Origin of the sequence: Mesorhizobium captivum, from assembly GCF_033977165.1 — a bacterium.
Lineage (GTDB): Bacteria > Pseudomonadota > Alphaproteobacteria > Rhizobiales > Rhizobiaceae > Mesorhizobium > Mesorhizobium captivum.
The window spans coordinates 95,285-115,243 of record NZ_JAVIJB010000001.1 but is presented as its reverse complement, the minus strand read 5'-3'; the positions used below and the strand labels follow the sequence as shown (position 1 = coordinate 115,243).

Annotated in this window: 18 protein-coding genes; 5 read left to right on the top strand and 13 right to left on the bottom strand. The window is 63.7% G+C overall.

Going from position 1 to position 19,959, the window contains the following annotated elements; genetic code table 11:
- Genes RFM40_RS00545 through RFM40_RS00530 form a run of 4 tightly spaced genes read left to right on the top strand, consistent with a single transcriptional unit; the run spans window position 1 to window position 4,239 of the window.
- A complete protein-coding gene (locus RFM40_RS00545) occupies window positions 1–1,515 on the top strand; it encodes a GMC family oxidoreductase (protein ID WP_320276968.1) in 1,515 nt (504 codons plus the stop codon).
- Window positions 1,512–2,273: a 3-ketoacyl-ACP reductase gene (locus tag RFM40_RS00540; RefSeq protein WP_320224765.1), complete on the top strand. Its 762-nt coding sequence runs from the start codon at window positions 1,512–1,514 to the stop codon at window positions 2,271–2,273. Before RFM40_RS00545 ends, RFM40_RS00540 begins: the two co-directional genes overlap by 4 nt.
- 12 nt (window positions 2,274–2,285) lie before the next feature.
- Window positions 2,286–3,914 carry a GMC family oxidoreductase gene (locus RFM40_RS00535; RefSeq protein WP_320219562.1) on the top strand — a complete coding sequence of 543 codons (1,629 nt, stop codon included), beginning with the start codon at window positions 2,286–2,288 and terminating at the stop codon, window positions 3,912–3,914.
- 10 nt (window positions 3,915–3,924) lie between these two features.
- Window positions 3,925–4,239 carry a Dabb family protein gene (locus RFM40_RS00530; protein WP_320224764.1) on the top strand — a complete coding sequence of 105 codons (315 nt, stop codon included), beginning with the start codon at window positions 3,925–3,927 and terminating at the stop codon, window positions 4,237–4,239.
- A gap of 22 nt (window positions 4,240–4,261) precedes the next feature.
- Here the strand turns inward: RFM40_RS00530 and RFM40_RS00525 are convergent, their stop codons facing one another.
- The 13 genes from RFM40_RS00525 to RFM40_RS00465 form a co-directional block, all read right to left on the bottom strand.
- Window positions 4,262–5,107: an EamA family transporter gene (locus tag RFM40_RS00525; protein WP_320276967.1), complete on the bottom strand. Its 846-nt coding sequence runs from the start codon at window positions 5,105–5,107 to the stop codon at window positions 4,262–4,264.
- A 7-nt stretch (window positions 5,108–5,114) separates the two neighbouring features.
- The gene (locus RFM40_RS00520; RefSeq protein ID WP_320276966.1) at window positions 5,115–6,032 is read right to left on the bottom strand and encodes an endonuclease/exonuclease/phosphatase family protein; all 918 of its coding nucleotides are present in this window, start codon (window positions 6,030–6,032) and stop codon (window positions 5,115–5,117) included.
- 214 nt (window positions 6,033–6,246) lie between these two features.
- Window positions 6,247–7,800: a cation:proton antiporter gene (locus tag RFM40_RS00515; RefSeq protein WP_320276965.1), complete on the bottom strand. Its 1,554-nt coding sequence runs from the start codon at window positions 7,798–7,800 to the stop codon at window positions 6,247–6,249.
- 127 nt (window positions 7,801–7,927) lie between these two features.
- Complete coding sequence (locus RFM40_RS00510; RefSeq protein WP_320276964.1) at window positions 7,928–8,992, bottom strand: ABC transporter ATP-binding protein; 1,065 nt, start codon at window positions 8,990–8,992, stop codon at window positions 7,928–7,930.
- 11 nt (window positions 8,993–9,003) lie between these two features.
- Window positions 9,004–9,795, bottom strand: a complete 792-nt coding sequence (locus tag RFM40_RS00505; protein ID WP_320276963.1) for an ABC transporter permease — start codon at window positions 9,793–9,795, stop codon at window positions 9,004–9,006.
- Window positions 9,792–10,706, bottom strand: a complete 915-nt coding sequence (locus RFM40_RS00500) for an ABC transporter permease (RefSeq protein WP_320276962.1) — start codon at window positions 10,704–10,706, stop codon at window positions 9,792–9,794. Before RFM40_RS00500 ends, RFM40_RS00505 begins: the two co-directional genes overlap by 4 nt.
- A gap of 61 nt (window positions 10,707–10,767) precedes the next feature.
- Window positions 10,768–11,874, bottom strand: coding sequence for an ABC transporter substrate-binding protein (locus tag RFM40_RS00495; RefSeq protein ID WP_320224757.1), 1,107 nt, complete (start codon window positions 11,872–11,874; stop codon window positions 10,768–10,770).
- Between the two features lie 246 nt (window positions 11,875–12,120).
- Window positions 12,121–13,293 (bottom strand): iron-containing alcohol dehydrogenase, encoded by a 1,173-nt coding sequence (locus tag RFM40_RS00490; RefSeq protein WP_320224756.1) that lies wholly within the window; start codon window positions 13,291–13,293, stop codon window positions 12,121–12,123.
- An 18-nt stretch (window positions 13,294–13,311) separates the two neighbouring features.
- Entirely contained in the window at window positions 13,312–14,697 is a 1,386-nt protein-coding gene (locus RFM40_RS00485) for an aldehyde dehydrogenase family protein (protein WP_320224755.1), read from the bottom strand.
- 16 nt (window positions 14,698–14,713) lie between these two features.
- Entirely contained in the window at window positions 14,714–15,076 is a 363-nt protein-coding gene (locus RFM40_RS00480) for a hypothetical protein (RefSeq protein WP_320276961.1), read from the bottom strand.
- 2 nt (window positions 15,077–15,078) lie between these two features.
- A complete protein-coding gene (locus tag RFM40_RS00475) occupies window positions 15,079–16,449 on the bottom strand; it encodes a glutamine synthetase family protein (protein WP_320276960.1) in 1,371 nt (456 codons plus the stop codon).
- Between the two features lie 87 nt (window positions 16,450–16,536).
- Window positions 16,537–18,093, bottom strand: a complete 1,557-nt coding sequence (locus tag RFM40_RS00470; protein ID WP_320224752.1) for an amino acid permease — start codon at window positions 18,091–18,093, stop codon at window positions 16,537–16,539.
- A 21-nt stretch (window positions 18,094–18,114) separates the two neighbouring features.
- Entirely contained in the window at window positions 18,115–18,933 is an 819-nt protein-coding gene (locus tag RFM40_RS00465; RefSeq protein WP_320224751.1) for an N-formylglutamate amidohydrolase, read from the bottom strand.
- 145 nt (window positions 18,934–19,078) lie between these two features.
- Here RFM40_RS00465 and RFM40_RS00460 point away from each other — a divergent pair, with 145 nt between their 5' ends.
- The gene (locus tag RFM40_RS00460; protein ID WP_320224750.1) at window positions 19,079–19,909 is read left to right on the top strand and encodes a MurR/RpiR family transcriptional regulator; all 831 of its coding nucleotides are present in this window, start codon (window positions 19,079–19,081) and stop codon (window positions 19,907–19,909) included.
- The last annotated feature ends 50 nt before the right edge of the window (window positions 19,910–19,959 follow it).

Genomic DNA, 19,959 nt, shown 5'->3' with positions numbered 1-19,959 from the left:
ATGAACCCGGACATTGTCATCATCGGCTCCGGCATCGGCGGTGCCACGATCGCCTCCGGCTTGGCCGGCAGCGGCGCCTCGATCCTGATCCTGGAGCGCGGCGAACCTCTGCCCGCGACGCCGCACGCGCGCTCGACCCGCTCCATCTTCGTCGACGAACATTACCGGCCGAAGGAGATGTGGCGCGAGGCAGGCGGCGCGGCCTTCAATCCCGGCAATTATTACTATGTCGGCGGCAACTCGAAATTCTTCGGCGCGGTGCTGATCCGCTACCGCAAGGAGGACTTTTCCGAACTCGAACACTTCGGCGGCGTGTCGCCGGCCTGGCCCTTTTCCTATGACGAGTTCGAGCCCTGGTACTCGCAGGCCGAGCAGCTTTTTCGCGTGCGCGGCAGCCTCGGCGAAGACCCGACCGAGCCATTCCATTCGATCCCCTACGCCTTCAAGCCGGTGCCCGACGAGCCTTCGATCGCGCGCGCCCGCGCCGAACTCAAAGGTCTCGGCCTGCATCCCGCGTCGCTGCCGCTCGGCGTCGACATCGAAGCCTGGCTGAAGGACGGCAAGACGGGCTGGGATGCTTTCCCGAATACCGGCCAGGGCAAGGTCGACGCCCAGACCGGACCGCTGACGGCGGCGCTCGCCGACGGCAACATCCGGCTCGAAACCGGCGCCCATGTCGACTGGCTCGAGCCCTCGCCGGACGGCAGGTCGATTGCGGCCATCCACTACACGCAGAATGGCTCTCGGAAGACGCTATCGCCGAAGCTGGTCATCCTCTCGGCCGGCGCGATCAACTCCGCCGTCATCCTGCTGCGCTCGCCTTCCGCCGGCAACGGCAAGGCAGGCGGCAAAGGCCTCGCCAACAGCTCCGACCAGGTCGGCCGCAATTTCATGAACCACAATTCGAGCGCGATGCTGGCGATCGACCCGCGCCGCCGCAACGACGCCGTCTACCAGAAGACGCTGATGCTCAACGACTACTATCTGTCGGACGGCAAGGGCGGCAAGCCGTTGGGCAATGTGCAGCTGCTCGGCAAGATCGACGGCAACATGCTCAGGGCCAATGTGAAGCTGGCGCCGAAATCCGCGCTCGATTTCATGGCCGGCCACGCCGTCGATTGGTACCTGATGTGCGAGGACTTGCCCGATCCCGAAAGCCGCATCATGGTCGACGGCAAGGAGATCGTCATGCAGTGGCGGCGCTCCAACATGCAGTCGCTGGAAGGCCTGACCAAGGTAATGCGCGAGAATTTCCGCGCCTGCGGCTATCCGATCGTGCTGTCGCGCCCCTTCGACAAGCGCACGCCCTCGCACCAGTGCGGCACCGTGCGCATGGGCAACGATTCGGCAACGGCACCGCTCGATCCGTTCTGCCGTGCCTACGACCACCGGAACCTGTTCGTCGTCGACGGCGGCTTCCTGCCGACGTCCGCTGCGGTCAACCCGGCGCTGTCGATCGCGGCGCAAGCGCTGCGCGTCGCCGACCACATCCGCAAGACGGATCTCGTCGCATGAACCGCCCGGCGGCCATAGTCACCGGCGGCGCGCGCGGCATCGGGCTTGCCTGCGCGGAGGCGCTTGCCGATGCCGGCTTCGACATCCTTATCGCCGATCTTGCCGACAAGCCTGCCGACGGGCTTGCCAAGAACATCGCAACGCGCGGCGCGAAATTCGCCTACGCCCGCTGCGATATCGCCGATCTCGCCGGCCATCCGAAACTGGTTGCGGCGGCGATGGACGCCTTCGGCACCATCGACTGCCTTGTCAACAATGCCGGTATAGGCGCCGTGGTGCGCGGCGATCTTTTGGAGTTGAAGCCGGAAAATTTCGATCGCGCGCTGGATATCAACCTGCGGGGCACGGTGTTCCTCAGCCAGGCCGTCGCCAAAGCGATGCTAGCAGCCCCCTCAAGCGCGACCAGGTCGATCATCACTATCACCTCAGTCAGCGCCGCGATGGCCTCGCCTCAGCGTGCGGACTACTGCATTTCCAAGGCCGGCCTATCCATGTGGGTGAAGAACCTGGCGCTGCGGCTCGCCGCCGAAGGTATCGGCGTGTTCGAGGTCCGGCCGGGCATCATCCGCACCGACATGACCGCGGGCGTTTCCGCCAAATATGACGCGCTGATCGATGGCGGCCTGGTGCCGGCAAAACGCTGGGGCGAGACCGCCGACATCGGCAATGTGGTCGCGGCGCTGGCCTCGGGGAAATTCGGTTTTTCGACCGGATCGGTCATCGATGTCGACGGCGCGCTTTCCGTGCCTCGCTTGTGAGTGAGTGGAACAATGGCTGACTACATCATTGTTGGCGCCGGCCCGGCCGGCTGCGTGCTGGCCAACCGGCTGAGCGAGGATCCTTCGATCTCGGTGCTGTTGCTCGAAGCCGGCGGCAAGGATTGGCATCCGCTGATCCACATGCCGGCGGGTTTCGCCAAGATGACCAAGGGCATCGCCTCCTGGGGCTGGTCGACCGTGCCGCAGAAGAACATGAAGGATCGCGTCTTCTGGTATACCCAGGCCAAGGTGGTGGGCGGCGGCTCGTCGATCAACGCCCAGATCTACACGCGCGGCAATGCCCGCGACTACGACGCCTGGGATAAGGAAGAAGGGCTCGCCGGCTGGAGCTATCGCGACGTGCTTCCCTATTTCAAGCGCGCCGAGAACAACCAGCGCTTCGCCAACGATTTCCACGGCGACCAAGGCCCGCTTGGCGTCTCCAACCCGATCTCGCCGCTGCCGATCTGCGAGGCTTATTTCCGCGCCGGCCAGGAGATGGGCATCCCCTTCAATCCGGATTTCAACGGCTCTAGCCAGGAGGGCGTCGGCTACTACCAACTCACCCAGAAGGACGCGCGGCGCTCGTCCGCCTCCGTCGCCTATCTGAAGCCGATCCGTACGCGGAAGAATTTGACGGTAAGGACCGACGTGCTGGTCACCCGCGTCGTCGTCGAGAAGGGCCGCGCCGTCGGCGTCGAGATCGTTGACAGGCCGGGTGGCGAAAAGACGATCCTGCGTTCGAACCGCGAGGTGATCCTCTCCTCCGGCGCCATCGGTTCGCCCAAGCTCCTGATGCAATCCGGCATCGGCCCGGCCGATCATCTGAAGTCGGTCGGCGTGACGCCCGTCCACGACCTGCCCGGCGTCGGCTCGAACATGCAGGACCATCTCGACCTGTTCGTGATCGCCGAATGCACCGGCGACCACACCTATGACAACTACGCCAAGCTGCACCGCACGCTATGGGCGGGTCTGCAATATCTGCTTTTGAAGAAGGGGCCGGTCGCCTCCAGCCTGTTCGAGACCGGCGGCTTCTGGTACGCCGATCCGACGGCCGCCTCGCCCGACATCCAGTTCCATCTCGGCCTCGGCTCCGGCATCGAGGCCGGCGTCGAAAAACTGAAGAACCCTGGCGTGACGCTGAACTCGGCTTTCCTGCGCCCGCGCTCGCGTGGCACGGTGCGGCTGAAGAGCGCCGACCCGGCCGACCATCCGCTGATCGACCCGAACTACTGGTCGGACCCCTATGATCGCGACATGTCGATCAAGGGCCTACGGCTGGCGCGCGAGATCATGCGGCAGAAGGCGCTTGCTCCCTATGTGCTGCGCGAGGTGCTGCCCGGCCCTGCCCTGCAAAGCGACGCCGACCTCTTCGACTATGCCTGCCGAACCTCGAAGACCGACCACCATCCGGTCGGCACCTGCCGCATGGGTCATGACGCAATGGCGGTGGTGGCGCCGGATCTGAGGTTGCGCGGCATCGACGGCCTGCGCGTCTGCGATGCCTCCGTAATGCCGCGCGTCCCCTCCTCCAACACCAATGCGCCGACCATCATGGTCGGCGAAAAGGGCGCCGATCTGATCCTCGGCCGCGAGCCGCTGCCGCCGGCCGTGTTCAAAGGCAACAAGGCGGCATGAGGGACGGGCGATGATCAGGCACTGCGTCTTTGTCCGCTTCCGCGACGATGTCCCGGCCGGCGAACGTGCGGCGATCCACGCCGATCTCGAAGCGCTGCATTCGCTGATCGACGGCATGAGCCAGGTCCACTTCAGTGCCAATGTCAGCCCCGAGCCCTTCGCGCGCGGCTTTACTCATGGCTTCACCATCGATTTCCGCGATGTCGCCACCCGCGACGCCTATCTGGTGCACGAAGCTCACCAGCGCGCCGGCGCCCGACTGGTCGCGGCGCTCGAAGGCGGCACCGATGGGCTGATGGTCTTCGACCTGGAAATTCCCGGCTGAAGCGGGACGGCACGTTGCGGATTCATCCCAACCGCAACGCCACCACGCCGGCGACGATCCCGAGCGCGGCGGCGGCGCGCCAAGCCGTCATCTTCTCGCCCAGCGCCAGCACCGAGATCAGCATGGCGAACAGGATCGAGGTCTCGCGCAGCGACGCGACCGAGGCGATCGGCGCCTTGGTCATCGCCCACATCACGATCCAGTAGGCTGCACCGCTGAGCACGCCGGTGAAAAGCCCTGCCTTCCAGTCACGCGCCAGCATGGGGAGCGACTGCGGGCCACGGAAGGCAACGCACAGCACCAGCGCCCACGCCGCGTCGCAGACGAACAGCCAGGCTGCATAGCTTTGCGCGGTTGCCGCCAGCCGCGCGCCGCTGCCGTCGGAGAGCGTGTAGCTGGCGATGAAGATCGAGGTGCCGAGCGCGAAGCTGACCGCGCGAAGATTGAGCCTTTCCAGATGCGCGCCGCCGCGAAACGACATCACCAGCGTGCCGGCCGACAGAAGCACGATGCCGAAGATGGCGAGCGGCGCCGGCACCTCTCCGAGCAGAACGATGCCGCCGAGGGCGGACAGCAGCGGCGCGGTGCCGCGCGCCAGCGGATAGGTCTGGGCGAAATCGCCAGCCTTGTAGGCGCCGATCAGGAATGTCCGGTAGCCCATGTGGAAGAAGACCGAGGCGAGGATGAATGGCCAGACCTCGGCCTTCGGCACTTCGACGAAGGGCAGCACCACGACGGCGGCGGCACCCATGCCGAGCGTCATCAGCGTGATCGACAGGAAGCGGTCGAGATGCACCTTGACCAGCGCGTTCCAGATCGCGTGCATGGCTGCCGCCGAGAGCACCGCGAGGAAGACGAACAGCGTCATGCCCGCCTCACCCGCCCGTCGACCCTGGAACGATGCCTGGCGTTTCCAGATCGATATCGACCCTGAGCGGGAAATGATCCGAAGCCACCTCGCCGACGTCGGCGCCGACCGAGCGCACCCGCCCGGCCAGCATGCCGCCGACAAAGCAATGGTCGAGCCGTCGTTTCGCCGGCCTGCCGTCGATGATCTTTTCGTGCGTATGGAAGTCCCGCACGGGCTCGCTGGCGACGGAAGCGGCATCGACAAAGCCATCGAGATAGGCCGCGCCACGATGATAGGGGGTGCTGCCGACGATGCGCCGGTATTCGGCGCTTCCCGGCTCCATGTTGAAATCGCCGAGCCAGATCGCCGCCCGCGGGCTTTCCGGTTCCGGCTGGCCATTCGCCCAGTTGCGTTGCGACTCGTCGTCGGCGCCGCTCCACGGGCCGCCGTCGGACGGCGCGCGGCGATGCTCGGCAAGCAGATAGTCGATCTGCTCCAGCCGCTCCTCGGCCGCGATATGGGCGAGATGCAATGAGAAGACCCGCACGGGTCCCGCCGGCGTGCGGATCATGCATTCCAGCGCGGCGTTGCGGGTGTTGAGCGGCCAGAGCGTGCGGCGCAGCGGCAGCGCGTGCAGCCGCGACCAGACGATCGGCAGCTTCGACAGCACCATCGTGCCGAACTGCCGCCGGCGGTTCACGACGCGACCGTCGCGCCGCTCGCTGGCGTCCATGTCGAAAGCCGGACCATAGACCCAGTAATAGTCGGGCAGCAGCAGTGAAAGCATCTCCGGCTGGTCGTCGCCATTGCTGCGCTGCCAGTGCCGTTCCACTTCCTGCAAAGCGATGATGTCGGCGCCATCGACAAGGCGCGCGGCGCGCGCGAGGTCATAGCGGCCGTCGCTGCCGAACCCATACTGGATGTTGTAGCTGACCAGCTTCATCGATTAACCGGCTCAATTCCGGTGACCGAAGTAGCGCCTCACCGATGGCGTTGCAATGGACCGTGATGGCACGCGGAATGGTCCAGCCGATAATCACCGGATCGGCCCATCTCTAGAGCGGTCCATCGTTTCACGGAAACGCTGAACTGCTCTAACCATTTGTTTTTACGCAATTCCGGACGGAAAACCGTTACGCACTTTTCCTGGAATTGCTCTAATAAGTCGTGAGCGGCTGGAACCGTCCGGCCGGCGATGCAGCCAGCTCGGCCCAGTCGATCTCTTCTTCCAGCCGGTGATAGGCCTCGTCGCCGATCGTGCCGTTGCGGCGCAGCTCCTCCAGCGTGTCGCGCTGACGGTTGATGGCATAGAGGCGCAGCCGATCGTATTCGGTCGCGGCCTGCGCGTTCTCCGGATTTTCCGCGACCAAGCGCTGGGCTTCGTACTGCTCGCGCACGACCGCGGCTGCGGCCGTCGTCTTGCGGCTCAGCACGTCGAGCGCGGCTTGCATGATGGCAACGCGCGCCTGGGCCACCTCGCGGTCCACCGTCGTATCCCGCTCGAAATCGAGCCGGCGCAGCAGCGGCTTCAGGCTGATGCCTTGCAGCACCAGCGTGCCGAGCACGACAGCGAAGGCGGCAAGCACGATCGGATCACGGCCGGGGAAGCCCGTCGGCAAGGCAATAGCCGCGACCAGCGTCACCAGTCCGCGCATGCCGCACCAGCCGACGAGCACGGCGCCGCGAAACGTCGGCGCATCCCGCCTTTGTTCTTCGCTGTCGAAGCGGGCAAATCGTCTCATGATGGCGACATAAGCCAGCACCCAGACGAGACGCGCCACGATGACGAGGGCCAGCACCGTTGCGGCGAAGGCAAATGCATCGCCTTGCCCTTCGCCGGAGAGCCGGCCGACGATCGAACGTGCCTGCAGGCCCATCAGCACGAAAGCAAGCACGTTGAGCACGAACACCGCCGACTCCCAAACTGAATAGGTGCTGACGCGGCGCCTCGCCGTCATGTGGCGCGGTGCGGTGCGCGCGATGGTGATGGCATAGACGACGATGGTGATGATGGCGGAGAGGCCGATCCTGTCGGCGATGATCCAGACGGCGAAGGTTCCGGCAAACTGCACCACGGTGCTGCTTGCCGCGTCCTCTATGCGTGTCAGTGTCAGCAGCGAGATGCGGCCGAACAGATAGCCGGCGGCAACGCTGCCAATCGTCGACAAAAGGACGACCGGGACGGCGTCTCTCAACATGACCGAGCCCAAGGCCGCCGAAACTGCGATCCGATAGATCAGCAGCGCCGTGGCGTCGTTGAGCAGGCTCTCGCCCTGCAGGATGGCGGTTAGCCGGTGCGGCACCTTGAACTGATTGAGCACGGCGCTCGCCGCCACGGCGTCCGGCGGCGCGACGATGGCGCCGAGCGCGATCGCCGCCGCGATCGGCAGGCCGGCCATCTTCCAGCCGACGAAGGCAATGACCACGGTGGTGAAGACGACAGCGCCGAGCGCCAGCAGCACCAGCGACAGCCGGTAGCGCTTCAGGTCGCGAAGCGATGTGTCATAGGCGGCATCGAGAAGCACCGGCGCGATGAACAGCGCCAGCGCCAGTTCCGGGTCGATCTCGATCATCGGGGCGCCGGGCAGGAAGGCGAGCCCTGCCCCGGCCAGGGCCAGGAGAGACGGATAAGGCACTTCCAGCCAGCGTGACAGCGCCGTCAGCGCGACTGCAATCAAAAGCAGGATAAGGGTGACTTCGAACAGCGCCATGGCTCATCGTAGCGATGGAACCAGGCGTTTGGCACTGAAAAGTGAATGGTGAATGATCATAAGAATTCGAGCACGTAAAGTGCTCTCTTCGCTGACTACCATTCACTATTCACCATTCACCCTCTCCCTAATGCAGCACCAGCATGTCGCCTGACGAGAAGGAGATATCCGCCTTCTCGCCGACAACAGGGGGCGGTGTCGCGGAGTTGTTGAAGGTGTCCAGCGAAACCGTGTTGCCGCCGATGCCGACGCGCACGCGGATGACCGAGCCAAGGAAATGCACTTCGGCGATCTCGCCCGAAAGGCTGGTGTCATGGCCAGGCTGGCGCGCCAGCGAGATCGCCTCGGGCCGTAGCGCCAGCGACAGCGTGTCGCCGGACTTCGAGCCATTGAGCTTGCCCTTGAGCGAGACCTCTTGCGCGTTGACCTGCACCTTGCCCGAGGCGGCATCGGTGACCTTGCCTTCGAGCACGTTGAGCGTCCCGACGAAATTGGCGACAAACTTGGTCGCCGGCCGGTTGTAGATCTCGAACGGCGTGCCGACCTGCTCGGCCTTGCCGCCATACATCACAGCGATGCGGTCGGAGATCGACAGCGCCTCTTCCTGGTCGTGCGTGACGAAGATGGTGGTGATGCCGAGCTTCTTCTGGATCGAGCGGATTTCCTCGCGCAGCGACACGCGCACCTTGGCATCCAGCGCCGACAGCGGCTCGTCGAGGAGCAAAAGCTTCGGCTTCGGCGCGATCGCGCGCGCCAGCGCGATGCGCTGCTGCTGGCCGCCGGAGAGTTGGTAGGGATAGCGATCGGCCATCTGCGGCAGCTTGATGATGTCGAGCATTTCTGCGACGCGGGAATCGATGGCCGCCTTGGCCATGCCCGCCACCTTGAGCCCGAACCCGATATTCTGCGCCACGGTCAGATTGGGGAACAGCGCGTAGGCCTGGAACACCATGCCGACATTGCGCTGGTTGGGTTTCAGCCTGGTGATGTCCTTGCCGCTGACCACGATCTTGCCGGCAGACGGTTCCTCGAAGCCGGCAACCATGCGCAGCACTGTTGTCTTGCCGCAGCCGGAGGGTCCGAGGAAGGAGACGAACTCGCCCGGCTCGACATCAAGGTTGAAATCCTCGACCACGGTGGTGGCGCCGAAAGACTTTCGCACATGCTGGATGGAGAGGAACGGCTCGGCCATGGCTTCTTCTTTCAGTTCGGGCGGTTTGCCGATTTCGGCGCGAAACGCGAGAGGATCTGGATCAGCGACATGCAGCCCCAGGTTATGGCGAAGGCGATGATGGCAAGCGCGGCCGGCTCATAGGCGCGGTTGGCGCCGATATTCTGCAGATACGGACCGAAGGCCGGCCGGTTGAGCAGGCTGGCCATTGTGAACTCGCCGATGACGATGGCGAAGGTCAGAAAGGCGCCGGAGAGCACAGCGATCAGCACGTTTGGCAGGATCACCCGAGTAATGATCGTGGACCAGCCCGCCCCGAGGATCTGCGCCGCTTCCGTCAGCGTGCGCACGTCGATGGTGCGAAGGCCTGTATCCACCGCCCGGTACATATAGGGCAGCGCCAAGGTCGCATAACCGATCACCAGCAGGGCATTGGTGGCCGTATCGTTTGCCAGGAACGGCAGCGGCGAATTCGAGCCATACATCCTGATATAGCCGAAGACGATGACGATTGCCGGGATGACCAGCGGCAGCAGCGTAATGAACTCGACGATCGGCCTAAGTTGCGGCAGCCGCAGCCGGATCCAGTAGGCGGCCGGCACGACCACCAGCACACCGAGAATGATGGTGAAGATGGCGGCGACCACCGAATACACGAACGTCGCCTGGAAGCGGGCGTCGCCGAGCACGATCTGGTAAGCGTCGAAGGAATAGGCGCCGCGCCGCATGCGCATCGAGAATTCCACCGTCGCGATCAGCGGGATGAAGAAATAGGCCGCGCCGAGGATGAAGACGACCCAGGCCCAGAAGCGTCCGGTCTTCATTTCAGCCACCTCTCCGAGCGTGTCCGGAACCAGATGTAGAATACGTTGGCGAGGCCGGTGATAACGATCATGCCGAAGGCGATCGCATAGCCGAGATGGGCATTGTGCAGCACGTCGCCGCGGATCTGCGCGTAGAGCAGGATCGGCACGATGTTGAGCGACGAACCGGTCAGCGCATAGGCGGTGGCGATCGCGCCGAAAGCGTTGGCGAACAGCAGGATGACGGTGCCGAGGAAGCTCGGCCAGATCACCGGGATGACCACCATGCGCCAGTACTGCGCGGTGGTCGCGCCCAGCGTCGCTGCGGCCTCGCCCCATTCCTTCTTCAGCCCGTCGATCGCCGGCGTGATGATGACCACCATCAGCGGGATCTGGAAATAGACATAGGTCAGCGTCAGGCCCCAGAACGACAGGATGTTGAAGCCATGGGCGTAGATGTTGAGCCCAAACAGGGTATTCAGGATCACCGTGGCAAGACCAAGCCGGCCAAGCGTGGCGAGGAAGGCGAACGCCAGAGGCACGCCGGCGAAATTGGACGCGACACCGGAGAAGGTAAGCGTCGCCGAGCGTATCCAGTTCGGCAGGCCGCCGCGCACGATGGCGATGGCGATCGCCAGCCCTGCGAAGGCGCCGATCAGCGCCGAGGCGAGGCTGACCTTGATTGAGATCCAGTAGGCGGCAACGATATTTGGCTCCGACAGGGCGATGAGGTTTTCCAGCGTGAACTCACCAGCCTCGTTCTGGAACGCGCCCAGCATCAGGTAGAGCGTGGGCAGGATAAGAAACATGACTGCGAAGATGAAGAAGGGCGCAACGCCGATCCATTGCGTAGGCAACCGCAACGCGCGCGCTTCGCTGGGCGGCGCGGTCTTTCCCGCAATTGTCTGGTTGGAGAGCGAGAGATCGGTCATGCGCCGGCTACCGTCTGTGAGAAGAGCCGGGCGGCCAGAGCCGCCCGGCCGTATCATTCTGCTACTTCACGTTGGCGCCGACAGTGGCGTCCCAGTTCTTGGTGATCGCTTCCTTGGCCTTGCCCTGCTCATCGAGGGTCGGGAACACGGCCGATGCATAGGCTTCGGCCGGCGGCAGCTTGGCCATCACGTCGGCCGGGAGCTTGCCGTTCTTGGCGAGGTCGTTGAAGCGGATCGGATGGCAGTAACCCTTCAGCCAGCCGATCTGACCCTCGTCGGAGTAGAGATACTCGAGCCAGAGCTTAGCCGCATTCGGATGCGGCGCATAAGCGCTGATCGCCTGCACATAAACGCCGGCGACGACGCCGGTCTTCGGCACGATGACATCGACGGGCGGGTTGCCCTTCAGCGTGTCGCGGCCGGCAAGCGCGTTGTAGTCCCAGGTGACCAGGATCGGGGTCTGGCCTTGGGCCAGCGTGGCCGGCTTGCCGATTACCGGCACGAAATTGCCAGCGGCATTGAGCTTCTTGAAGAAGTCGAGACCTGCCGTGCCGGCTGCTTCACCAGCAGCGGCACCACCGGACAGGCCGGCGGCGTAGACTGCCTGGATCGCCTGGTTCGAGGCGCGCGGATCACCGGCCAGGGCGACGGTGTTGGCATAATCCGACTTCAAGAGGTCAGCCCAGTCAGCCGGAGCTTCCTTCACAAGATCCTTGTTCACCAGGAAGGACAGCACGCCGTAATAGTCGCCGGTCCAAAAACCATCGGCATCCTTGGCGGTGTCCGGGATCGAATCCCAGGTCGAAACTTTGTAAGCCTGGATCAGGCCGTCTTTCTTTGCGGTCGGACCGAAGGACAGGCCGACGTCGATGACGTCGGGCGCCTGCGGGCCCTTGTTGTCCTTGTTGGCCTTGATCGCCTCGACCTCGTCGCCGGAGCCGGCATCGGGGTTGAGCTCGTTGATCGTGATGTCCGGATACTTAGCCTTGAAAGCGTCGATGACCGCCCCGTAGCCGCACCAGTCATGCGGAAGCGCGATGACAGTCAGCTGGCCTTCAGCCTTCGCGGCCTTGGCGAGGTCGTCCAGCGAATCCGCGGACGAAATCACCGTCGACGCAAAGAGCGCCGCGGCCGAGAGGGAAAGCACTTTCCCCGTGAACTTGAACATGTGTTCTCTCCGTTGAACTGGCGCCGCTGGGCGCCTGCGATGCGGGTATCGTTTTCGTGTGACAGCCAGATGAAGGCTTTTTGAAACCCGAGCCCCGCGGCACAAAAAGTTAACTCTTTTTAACGGACTGTAGCAATTAGCCCGTACTTAATTTTCCGGCTAATGGTTAGGCGCCTTGCCTCTTGCCCCTCCTCCTCTTCTTTCAGGTGTCGTCCTCTTCAACTTTTCGGCATCCGAAGCCCGCTCTCATACGGAGCCGGCGATGGCATTTTCGAGCAGCGTCAGCGCGGCCTTCTTGGTGAGCTTGACCGGATTGCCGCCGGCGGTCGGGTCGACCACCGCCATGTCGGCGATCAGTGCCTTGCGCTTCTTGTCCATGTCGAGGCCCTTGATCAGGCCGGGCAGCGCGTGCGGCACCTTGAGTTCCTTGCGCAGCTTGACGATCGCCTTGGCGAAACCGTCGAAGCCGCCTTTGATGCCGCAATAGGCGGCAAGCCGGGCGATGCGCTCATCGATCGCCTCGCGGTTGAAGGCGAGCACATAGGGCATGAACACCGCATTGGTCATGCCGTGATGGGTGTCGTAGAGCGCGCCGACCGGGTGCGACAGCGAGTGGATGGCGCCAAGCCCCTTCTGGAAGGCGGCCGCACCCATGGCGGCGGCGCTCATCATATGGGCGCGGGCGACCAGATCCTTGCCGTTGGCGAAGGCCTTGGGCAGGTTCTCGAACACCAGGCGGATGCCTTCCACCGCGATGCCGTCGGCCATCGGATGATAGCCCGGCGCGCAATAGGCTTCGAGGCAGTGGGCGAGCGCGTCCATGCCGGTGCCGGCGGTGATGAAGGCAGGCATGCCGACCGACAACTCCGGATCGGCAATCACGATCGCCGGCAGAAGCTTCGGATGGAAGATGACCTTCTTGGTGTGGGTCGCCTCGTTGGTGATGACACCCGCGCGCCCGACCTCGGAACCGGTGCCGGCCGTTGTCGGCACCGCGATGATCGGCGCGATCGCGTCCGAATTGGCTCTGGTCCACCAGTCGCCGATGTCCTCGAAATCCCAAACCGGGCGCGTCTGCCCCGCCTGGAAGGCGATCAGCTTGCCGAGGTCGAGCGCCGAACCGCCGCCGAAGGCGATGACGCCGTCATGTTTGCCCTTCTTGAACACCGCGATGCCGGCGGTCAGGTTGGAATCGACCGGGTTCGGCTTCACCTCCGAAAACACCCCGTAAGGCACCTTGGCGTCGTCGAGAATTTTCAGCGTCGAGGCGACGACCGGAAGTTTCGCCAGCCCAGGGTCGGTGACGAAGAGCGGCCGCTTGATGCCGGCCGCAGCCAGTGCGTCCGGCAGTTCCTTGATGCGCCCGGCGCCGAAGCGGACGGTCGTGGGGTAGTTCCATTTGGAGATGAGCTTGGACATTGCTTGTCTTTCGAAAAATCAGATCGTTTCGCGCAGGTGATAGGATTTCGGGCGGGTCAGGTTGTCGTAGCCGATGGCCGAGAGCGCCGCGCCCTTGCCCGTATCCTTGACGCCGGTCCAGACCAGCGCCGGATCGAGATAGTCGCAGCGGTTCATGAACACCGTGCCGGTCTCGACGCGGTCGCCGATCGCCACCGCGCGCTCGGTGTCGCGCGTCCAGATCGAAGCCGTCAGCCCGTAAGGGCTGTCGTTCATCAGCGCGATCGCCTCCTCGTCGCTGCGTACCTTCATGATGCCGACGATTGGCCCAAAGCTTTCCTCGCGCATGACGCTCATCTGGTGGTCGACCCCGGTCAGCACGTCCGGTGCCAGATAGGGCGAGCCCGCTCTGTCGTTCTCGACCTTCATGTTGATATGCGCCCTGGCGCCCTTGCGCAGTGCCTCCGCCTTCTGCTCGCGGATCAGGTCGGCGAAGCGCGCCTGCGCCATCGGCCCTATGGTCGTGGCCTCATCCAGCGGATTGCCGACGACATAGTTCTTCGTCTCGGCGACAAAACCTTCGACGAACTCGTCATAGACCTTCTCATGCACATAGACGCGCTCGATGCCGCAGCAGCATTGGCCGGAATTGTAGAAGGCGCCGTCGACCAGATTGGTGACCGCATGGTCCATCTTGGCGTCGGGCAAAACATAGGCCGGATCCTTGCCGCCGAGCTCGAGGCCGAGCGTCATGAAGGTGCCGGCCGCCGCCTTCTCGATGGCGCGGCCGCCGGCGACCGAGCCGGTGAAGTTGACATGGTCGATCTTGCCCGAACCGAGCAGCTTCTCAGTCTGGCCATGGTTCATGACCAGGTTCTGGAACAGGCCCTTGGGCAGGCCAGCCTTGTCGAAGGCCTGTTGGAAGCGCTCGCCGACCAGCAGCGTCTGCGCAGCGTGCTTGAGGATGACGGCACTGCCGGCCATCAGCGCCGGCACGATCGTGTTGACCGCGGTGAGATAGGGGTAGTTCCAGGGCGCGATCACCAGGACAACGCCGAGCGGCACCTTCTTCACATAGCGGCTAAACCCATCCTTCGGGTTGTAGGCCATGACCGGCTTCAACGCAGATTCAGCGATCTCGACCATGTAGCTGGTGCGTTCCTTGACGCCGCCGAACTCGCCGCCATAGCGCACCGGCCGGCCCATCTGCCAGGCGATCTCCGGCACGATCTCGTCGCTCATGCCGACCAGCGCTTCCAGCATCGCCAGCATGTACTTGCCGCGCTCGACGATAGGTGTCTCGGCCCATTTCTCCTGCGCCGCCTTGGCGCGCTCGACCGCCGCGTTGATAGCTTGGTCGGTCGCGATCGGCCGCTCGGCATAGATCGAGCCGTCGATGGGGGATTTGAGTTTTACGGTTTCCAACTACACACTCCTGTATTCAATTCCCAAGAAAGTCCGCCGTAGCGAACCAGACGTCTCCAACATCCGGATCGCGCATTCCCTTTGACAGCCACTTCTTGACGACGTTTTCGATTATCTCTTCGGGTTTTGTTCCATACTGTTGTTCAGCAACCCACCTCTGATCCTGACCCGTTACGGGGATCGCACCTTTTGTGAGCAAGCTGTTCAAAGCCTGCTTCGTGAACTCTTCCAGATCTTCATCGACGAGTTCAAATTCATGGCGCCCCACGGGGATGACTTGCCACAGGCCTACTGCATCGATAGCCAGCTCATTTGGAACAAGCGCAATCCACTCCGCTGCCGACATATCGTAGCCGCGATGGCGCTTGCTCCAATCCATCCCTAGTACCGTTCAAACCCCCGGTGAAGTTCCCAGTCCGTAATCCGGCGGTCGTATTCGAACTGCTCCCAACGAGCTGTGTGCACATAGTGCTCGATCACCTCCTCGCCGAAGGCCTGCTTCAACATCGTGGAGCTCTCCAGCGTCTCGGCGGCGTCGCGCAGGGTCTTCGGGATTTCCGGCAGCTGCGACGCCTGATAGGCATCGCCGACGAAGGGTTTCTGCAGCTCCAGCTTCTCGTCGATGCCGGCAAGGCCGGCGGCGATCAATGCCGCGAAAGCGAGATAGGGATTGAGGTCGGCGCCGCCGATGCGGCACTCCATGCGGATACCCTTGGTGCCTTCGCCGCAGAGCCGGAAGCCGGCGGTGCGGTTGTCCTCGCTCCACATGATCTTGGTCGGCGCGAAGGTACCGGCCTGGAAGCGCTTGTAGGAGTTGATGTAGGGCGCCAGGAACCAGGTGAACTCCTTGGCGTATTTGAGCTGGCCCGCCGCCCATTGCTGGCCGAGGCCCGACAGCGTCCACTCCGCGTTTTTGTCGAAGAACAGCGGCGTCTTGCCGTCGGCGCTCCACAGCGAATTGTGGATATGGCTGGAATTGCCGGCGAGGCCGTAATTGTACTTGGCCATGAAGGAGATGGCCTTGCCCTCGGAGTGGGCGATCTCCTTGGCGCCGTTCTTCAGGATGACGTGGCGGTCGGCCATCTCGAGCGCCTCGGCATAGCGCACGTTGATTTCTTCCTGGCCCGGGCCCCACTCGCCCTTGGAGTTCTCGATCGGAATGCCGGCCGCTTCCATCTCGTTGCGCAGCCGGCGCATCACGCCTTCTTCCTTGGTGGTGATGCCGATCTGGTAGTCGCCGATATAGGGCGAAGCGGTGTCGAGGCCCTGCCAATACTTCTTGCGCGCGGAATCGTAGGTTTCGCTGAACAGGTAGAATTCGAGCTCGGAGGCGAAATAGCCGATATACCCGCGCTCCTTGAGCCGCTGGACCTGTTTCTTCAGGATCGCGCGGGGTGAGTGTGCCAAATCCTCATGATCATGGTGATCGAGCACGTCGCAGATGACCAGCGCCGTCTTTTCCAGCCAAGGGATGCGCCGCAGCGTCGAAAGATCGGGCTTCATGACGAAGTCGCCATAGCCTTTCGACCAGCTCGCCGCCTTGTAGCCGGGCACCGGCTCCATATCGATGTCGGCGGCCAGCAGATAGTTACAGCCATGCGTCTCGTCATGCGCGGAATCGACGAAATACTGGGCCAGGAAGCGCTTACCCGCGAGCCGTCCCTGCATGTCGACGATGCAGGCCAGCACCGTGTCGATCTCGCCGTTGGAGACCGCCTGCTTCAACTGATCGAACGAGAAATTCCCGGCCATTCCTTTGGCACTCCAGTACTTGTCGGTTGAAAGGAAGAAACGAAGCCATGGCCGGCACGATGCCGGCCATGGTCATGAGGTGAAGTATCAGTGGCCGGTCTCCCCGACCGCCTGTTCGGCCGCCTTGATCGCCGCCTGGCGCGCCGCGATGATGTCGCCGAGCGGCGGGCCTTGGAACCGGTTGCGCTCGAAGGCGAACCAGACGATCGCCGTCAGGATGAAGAAGCCGACGGTGATGTAGAGCGCCCAGTCGTTCGGTGGCTGGATGCCGATGACGAAGATCAGGATCATCGACACGAGCGACAGGACCGAGAACAGCATGAACAGGCCGCGGCCCATGTTCCACGGGCCCATCTTGTCCCACTTCGGCGTTCCCCACGCTGCCATGCCGAGCACGATCGGCACGGTGAAAGAGAGGAACAGGAAGATAACGGTGCACGACACCACGATCGTGTAGGCCGAAGTGCCGGCGACCGAGACCACCGAGGAGCCCCAGACGAACAGCACCGACAGGATCGACGCCGTCCAGATCGCCGCCACCGGCGTGCGGTAGGTCGGGCTGACCTTGGCGAGCGCCGCCGAGCCCGGCAGGCCGCCGTCGCGCGAGAAGGCGAAGATCATGCGCGAGGCCGAGGTGACGGTGGCGAGACCACACAGGAGCTGCGCCAGGAACACGACGAGGTAGACGAACTCCTTGAGCCCGGTGCCGACACGCTGGTCGAAGGCCCAGAAGAACACGTTCCAGCCCTGCTTGGCGGCGTCGTCCATGTTCGGGATCATCAGGACGAACGCGGCCAGGAACAGATAGCCGAACAGCGCCGACCAGATGACCGACATGACCATCGCGCGCGGCACCGAAGAAGCCGCCTTGATGGTTTCCTCCGACGTGTGCGCGGACGCGTCGTAGCCGGTGATGGTATAGATCGGCAGCAAGAGGCCGAGCGCGAACACCCAGGCGTTCGACACCGATGGCCACACACCGTTGCCTGCGTCGCCGGAGTAGTTGTGGAAGGTGAAGAGACGGCTGAAGTCCCACGTCTCGGCCGAAAGCAGGCAGACCACCGCGATCAGGATCGAGCCGAAGAAGATGAGGTAGCCCGAGAAGTCGGTGAGCTTCGCCGTCAGCTTGATGCCGAGGTGGTTGATCAGCGCCTGGGCGCCGGTGATGATGACCAGGAAGATCATCTGGTTGGTCAGCGTTCCCTCGATGCCCAGCGCCGGCCCGAAAGCGCCGATGAAAAACGTCCAGGTGCCGACATTGATGGCGCCGAGCACGGTGATCAGGCCGAGCAGGTTGAGCCAGGCCGTCACCCAGCCGGTGCCGCGATTGCCGAGGATCGAGCCCCAGTGATAGAGGCCGCCGGCCGTCGGATAGGCGGAGCTGATCTGCGACATGGCGACCGCGAAGGTGAGCGACACGAAACAGCCGACCAGCCAGCCGATGCCGATGCCGATGCCGCCCGCGCCCGACGTTGCCTGCGCCAGCGAGTTGATGCCGCCGGACAGGATGCAGATGATGGAGAAGGAAACCGCGAAATTCGAGAAGCGGCTGAGGCGCCGCTCGAGTTCCTGGGCATAGCCCATGTTGTGAAGGACCTTTATGTCCTCTGCCTTATCGACTTCGGAATAGTCGTTTGTTGTCATTTGGAAGTCCCCTGTTGGTTCTTAGCTGGCCGACTGTACTGACTTTCCCATTACGCGTTGTCGGGAGCCCCTGGCCTCCTCGGGCTCCAGATTCGAGAATATGCCTGTGAGCAGGTCCGCCCATTTCCGCTGCCCGGCCTCGCCGGATATTTCGTCGTTGCGGATCTCGATCATCGCGCAGGCAAGGCCGCGCGAGCGCGCATGCCGTTCCAGCGTGAAATAGACGCGGTCGGCCGGCGAATAGGGTTCGTTGACGCCGACGCTGACGCCGGCAAGCCGCTGCAGCGCCGCTATCAGCGGCGCCGCCAGTCTGCGGTCGTCGTCGTGGATGATTCCGATATGCCAGGGCCGGCTCTTGCCCTTGTAGACCGGCGTGAAGGAATGCACCGACACAAGCCGCGTCTCCTGGCCATATGCCAGCCGTTGTTCGATGATCTGCGCAATCGTGTCGTGGAATGGACGCCACGCCAGGTCGATCCGCGCGCCACGTTGTTTGTCCGAAAGGCCGGCGTTGCCGGGAATGGCCGTCGTTTCGCTGACCGGCGGGACGAGGTCCGGCGCGTCGAGCGGCCGGTTGCAGTCGATCACCAGGCGCGAGACGCGGGTTTCGACCAGCGTGGCGTCGAGCGCCTCGGCCATGCGGCTGGCGACGGGAAGCGCGCCCGGATCCCAGGCGATATGGCGGGAAAGGTCTTCCGCAGCCAAGCCAAGCGTGCCGAATTCCGCCGGCAGGAAGTTCGAGGCGTGGTCGCAGGTGAAGACGAAGGGGCTCGAGCCGCCGGGGTTGGTCACCCTTACGGTCTCCGACGGTGCAAGGCTGGCGGGCCGTGCTTTCTCCATACTGCCGTCCCCTGGGGAGCGCTGTATTTTATGTTACGTATTTTGCCTCATTGCGTCCCTTTGGATGATTTCATACAGTTTGCCCGGCTTTGTCAAACGCGAATTCCGAAAACGGCGCCGACCAGGTCGAAGGGTGGGGAAAACGATGATCTCCAGCATTGCCGAACTGATCTCGGACCGCATCGGCACCATGCCGGCGGGCGAGCGCCGCGCCGCGCAGACACTGATTGCCAATTATCCGCTGACCGGGCTGAAGACGGTGGCCGAGTTCTCGACCGCAGCGGGGGTTTCGTCACCGACGATCCTGCGTTTCGTCGCCAGGCTCGGCTTCCAGAATTATCCCGAATTCCAGTCGGCGCTGCAGGATGAGCTGGCGGCACAGTTGCAGTCGCCGGCATCACGCACGCTCAACCCGGCGTCGCCCGCCAGCGGCGGCGCCGTATCCCCGATGCTGGAGGCGACGCTCGACAACATGCGCGAGACGTTCCGGCACCTCTCCGACAAGCAGTTGGCCGATATCGCCACAAGGCTTGCCGAGCGCCGCGGCAAGACCTTCCTGATCGGCGGCCGCTTCACCGACCCGCTGGCCCGCTACATGGCCGCCCATCTCGCCATCATCCAGCCGGACGTCTACCACCTCGCCGGCCAGGAGAGCATCTGGCGAGACCGGCTGATCGACATGGGCAAGCGCGACGTGCTGGTGATCTTCGATATCAGGCGCTACCAGGAGAGCCTGGTCCGCTTTGCCGAGAAGGCGCACCAGCGCGGCGTGCAGATCGTGCTCTTCACCGACCAATGGCTCTCGCCGATTGCCCGTTTCGCCCGCCATGTGATCGCCGGGCGCACCGCGGTGCCGTCCGCCTGGGATTCGTCGGCCGCGCTCTTCGTCGTCGCCGAGACGCTGATCGGAGCGGTCACCAGGCAGCTCGAAGCCGCCGGTGCCAAGCGCATCCGCGACCTGGAAAGCCTACGCTAAAGCAATTCCAGGAAAAGTGTGTAGCGGTTTTCCGTTCGGAATTGCGTGAA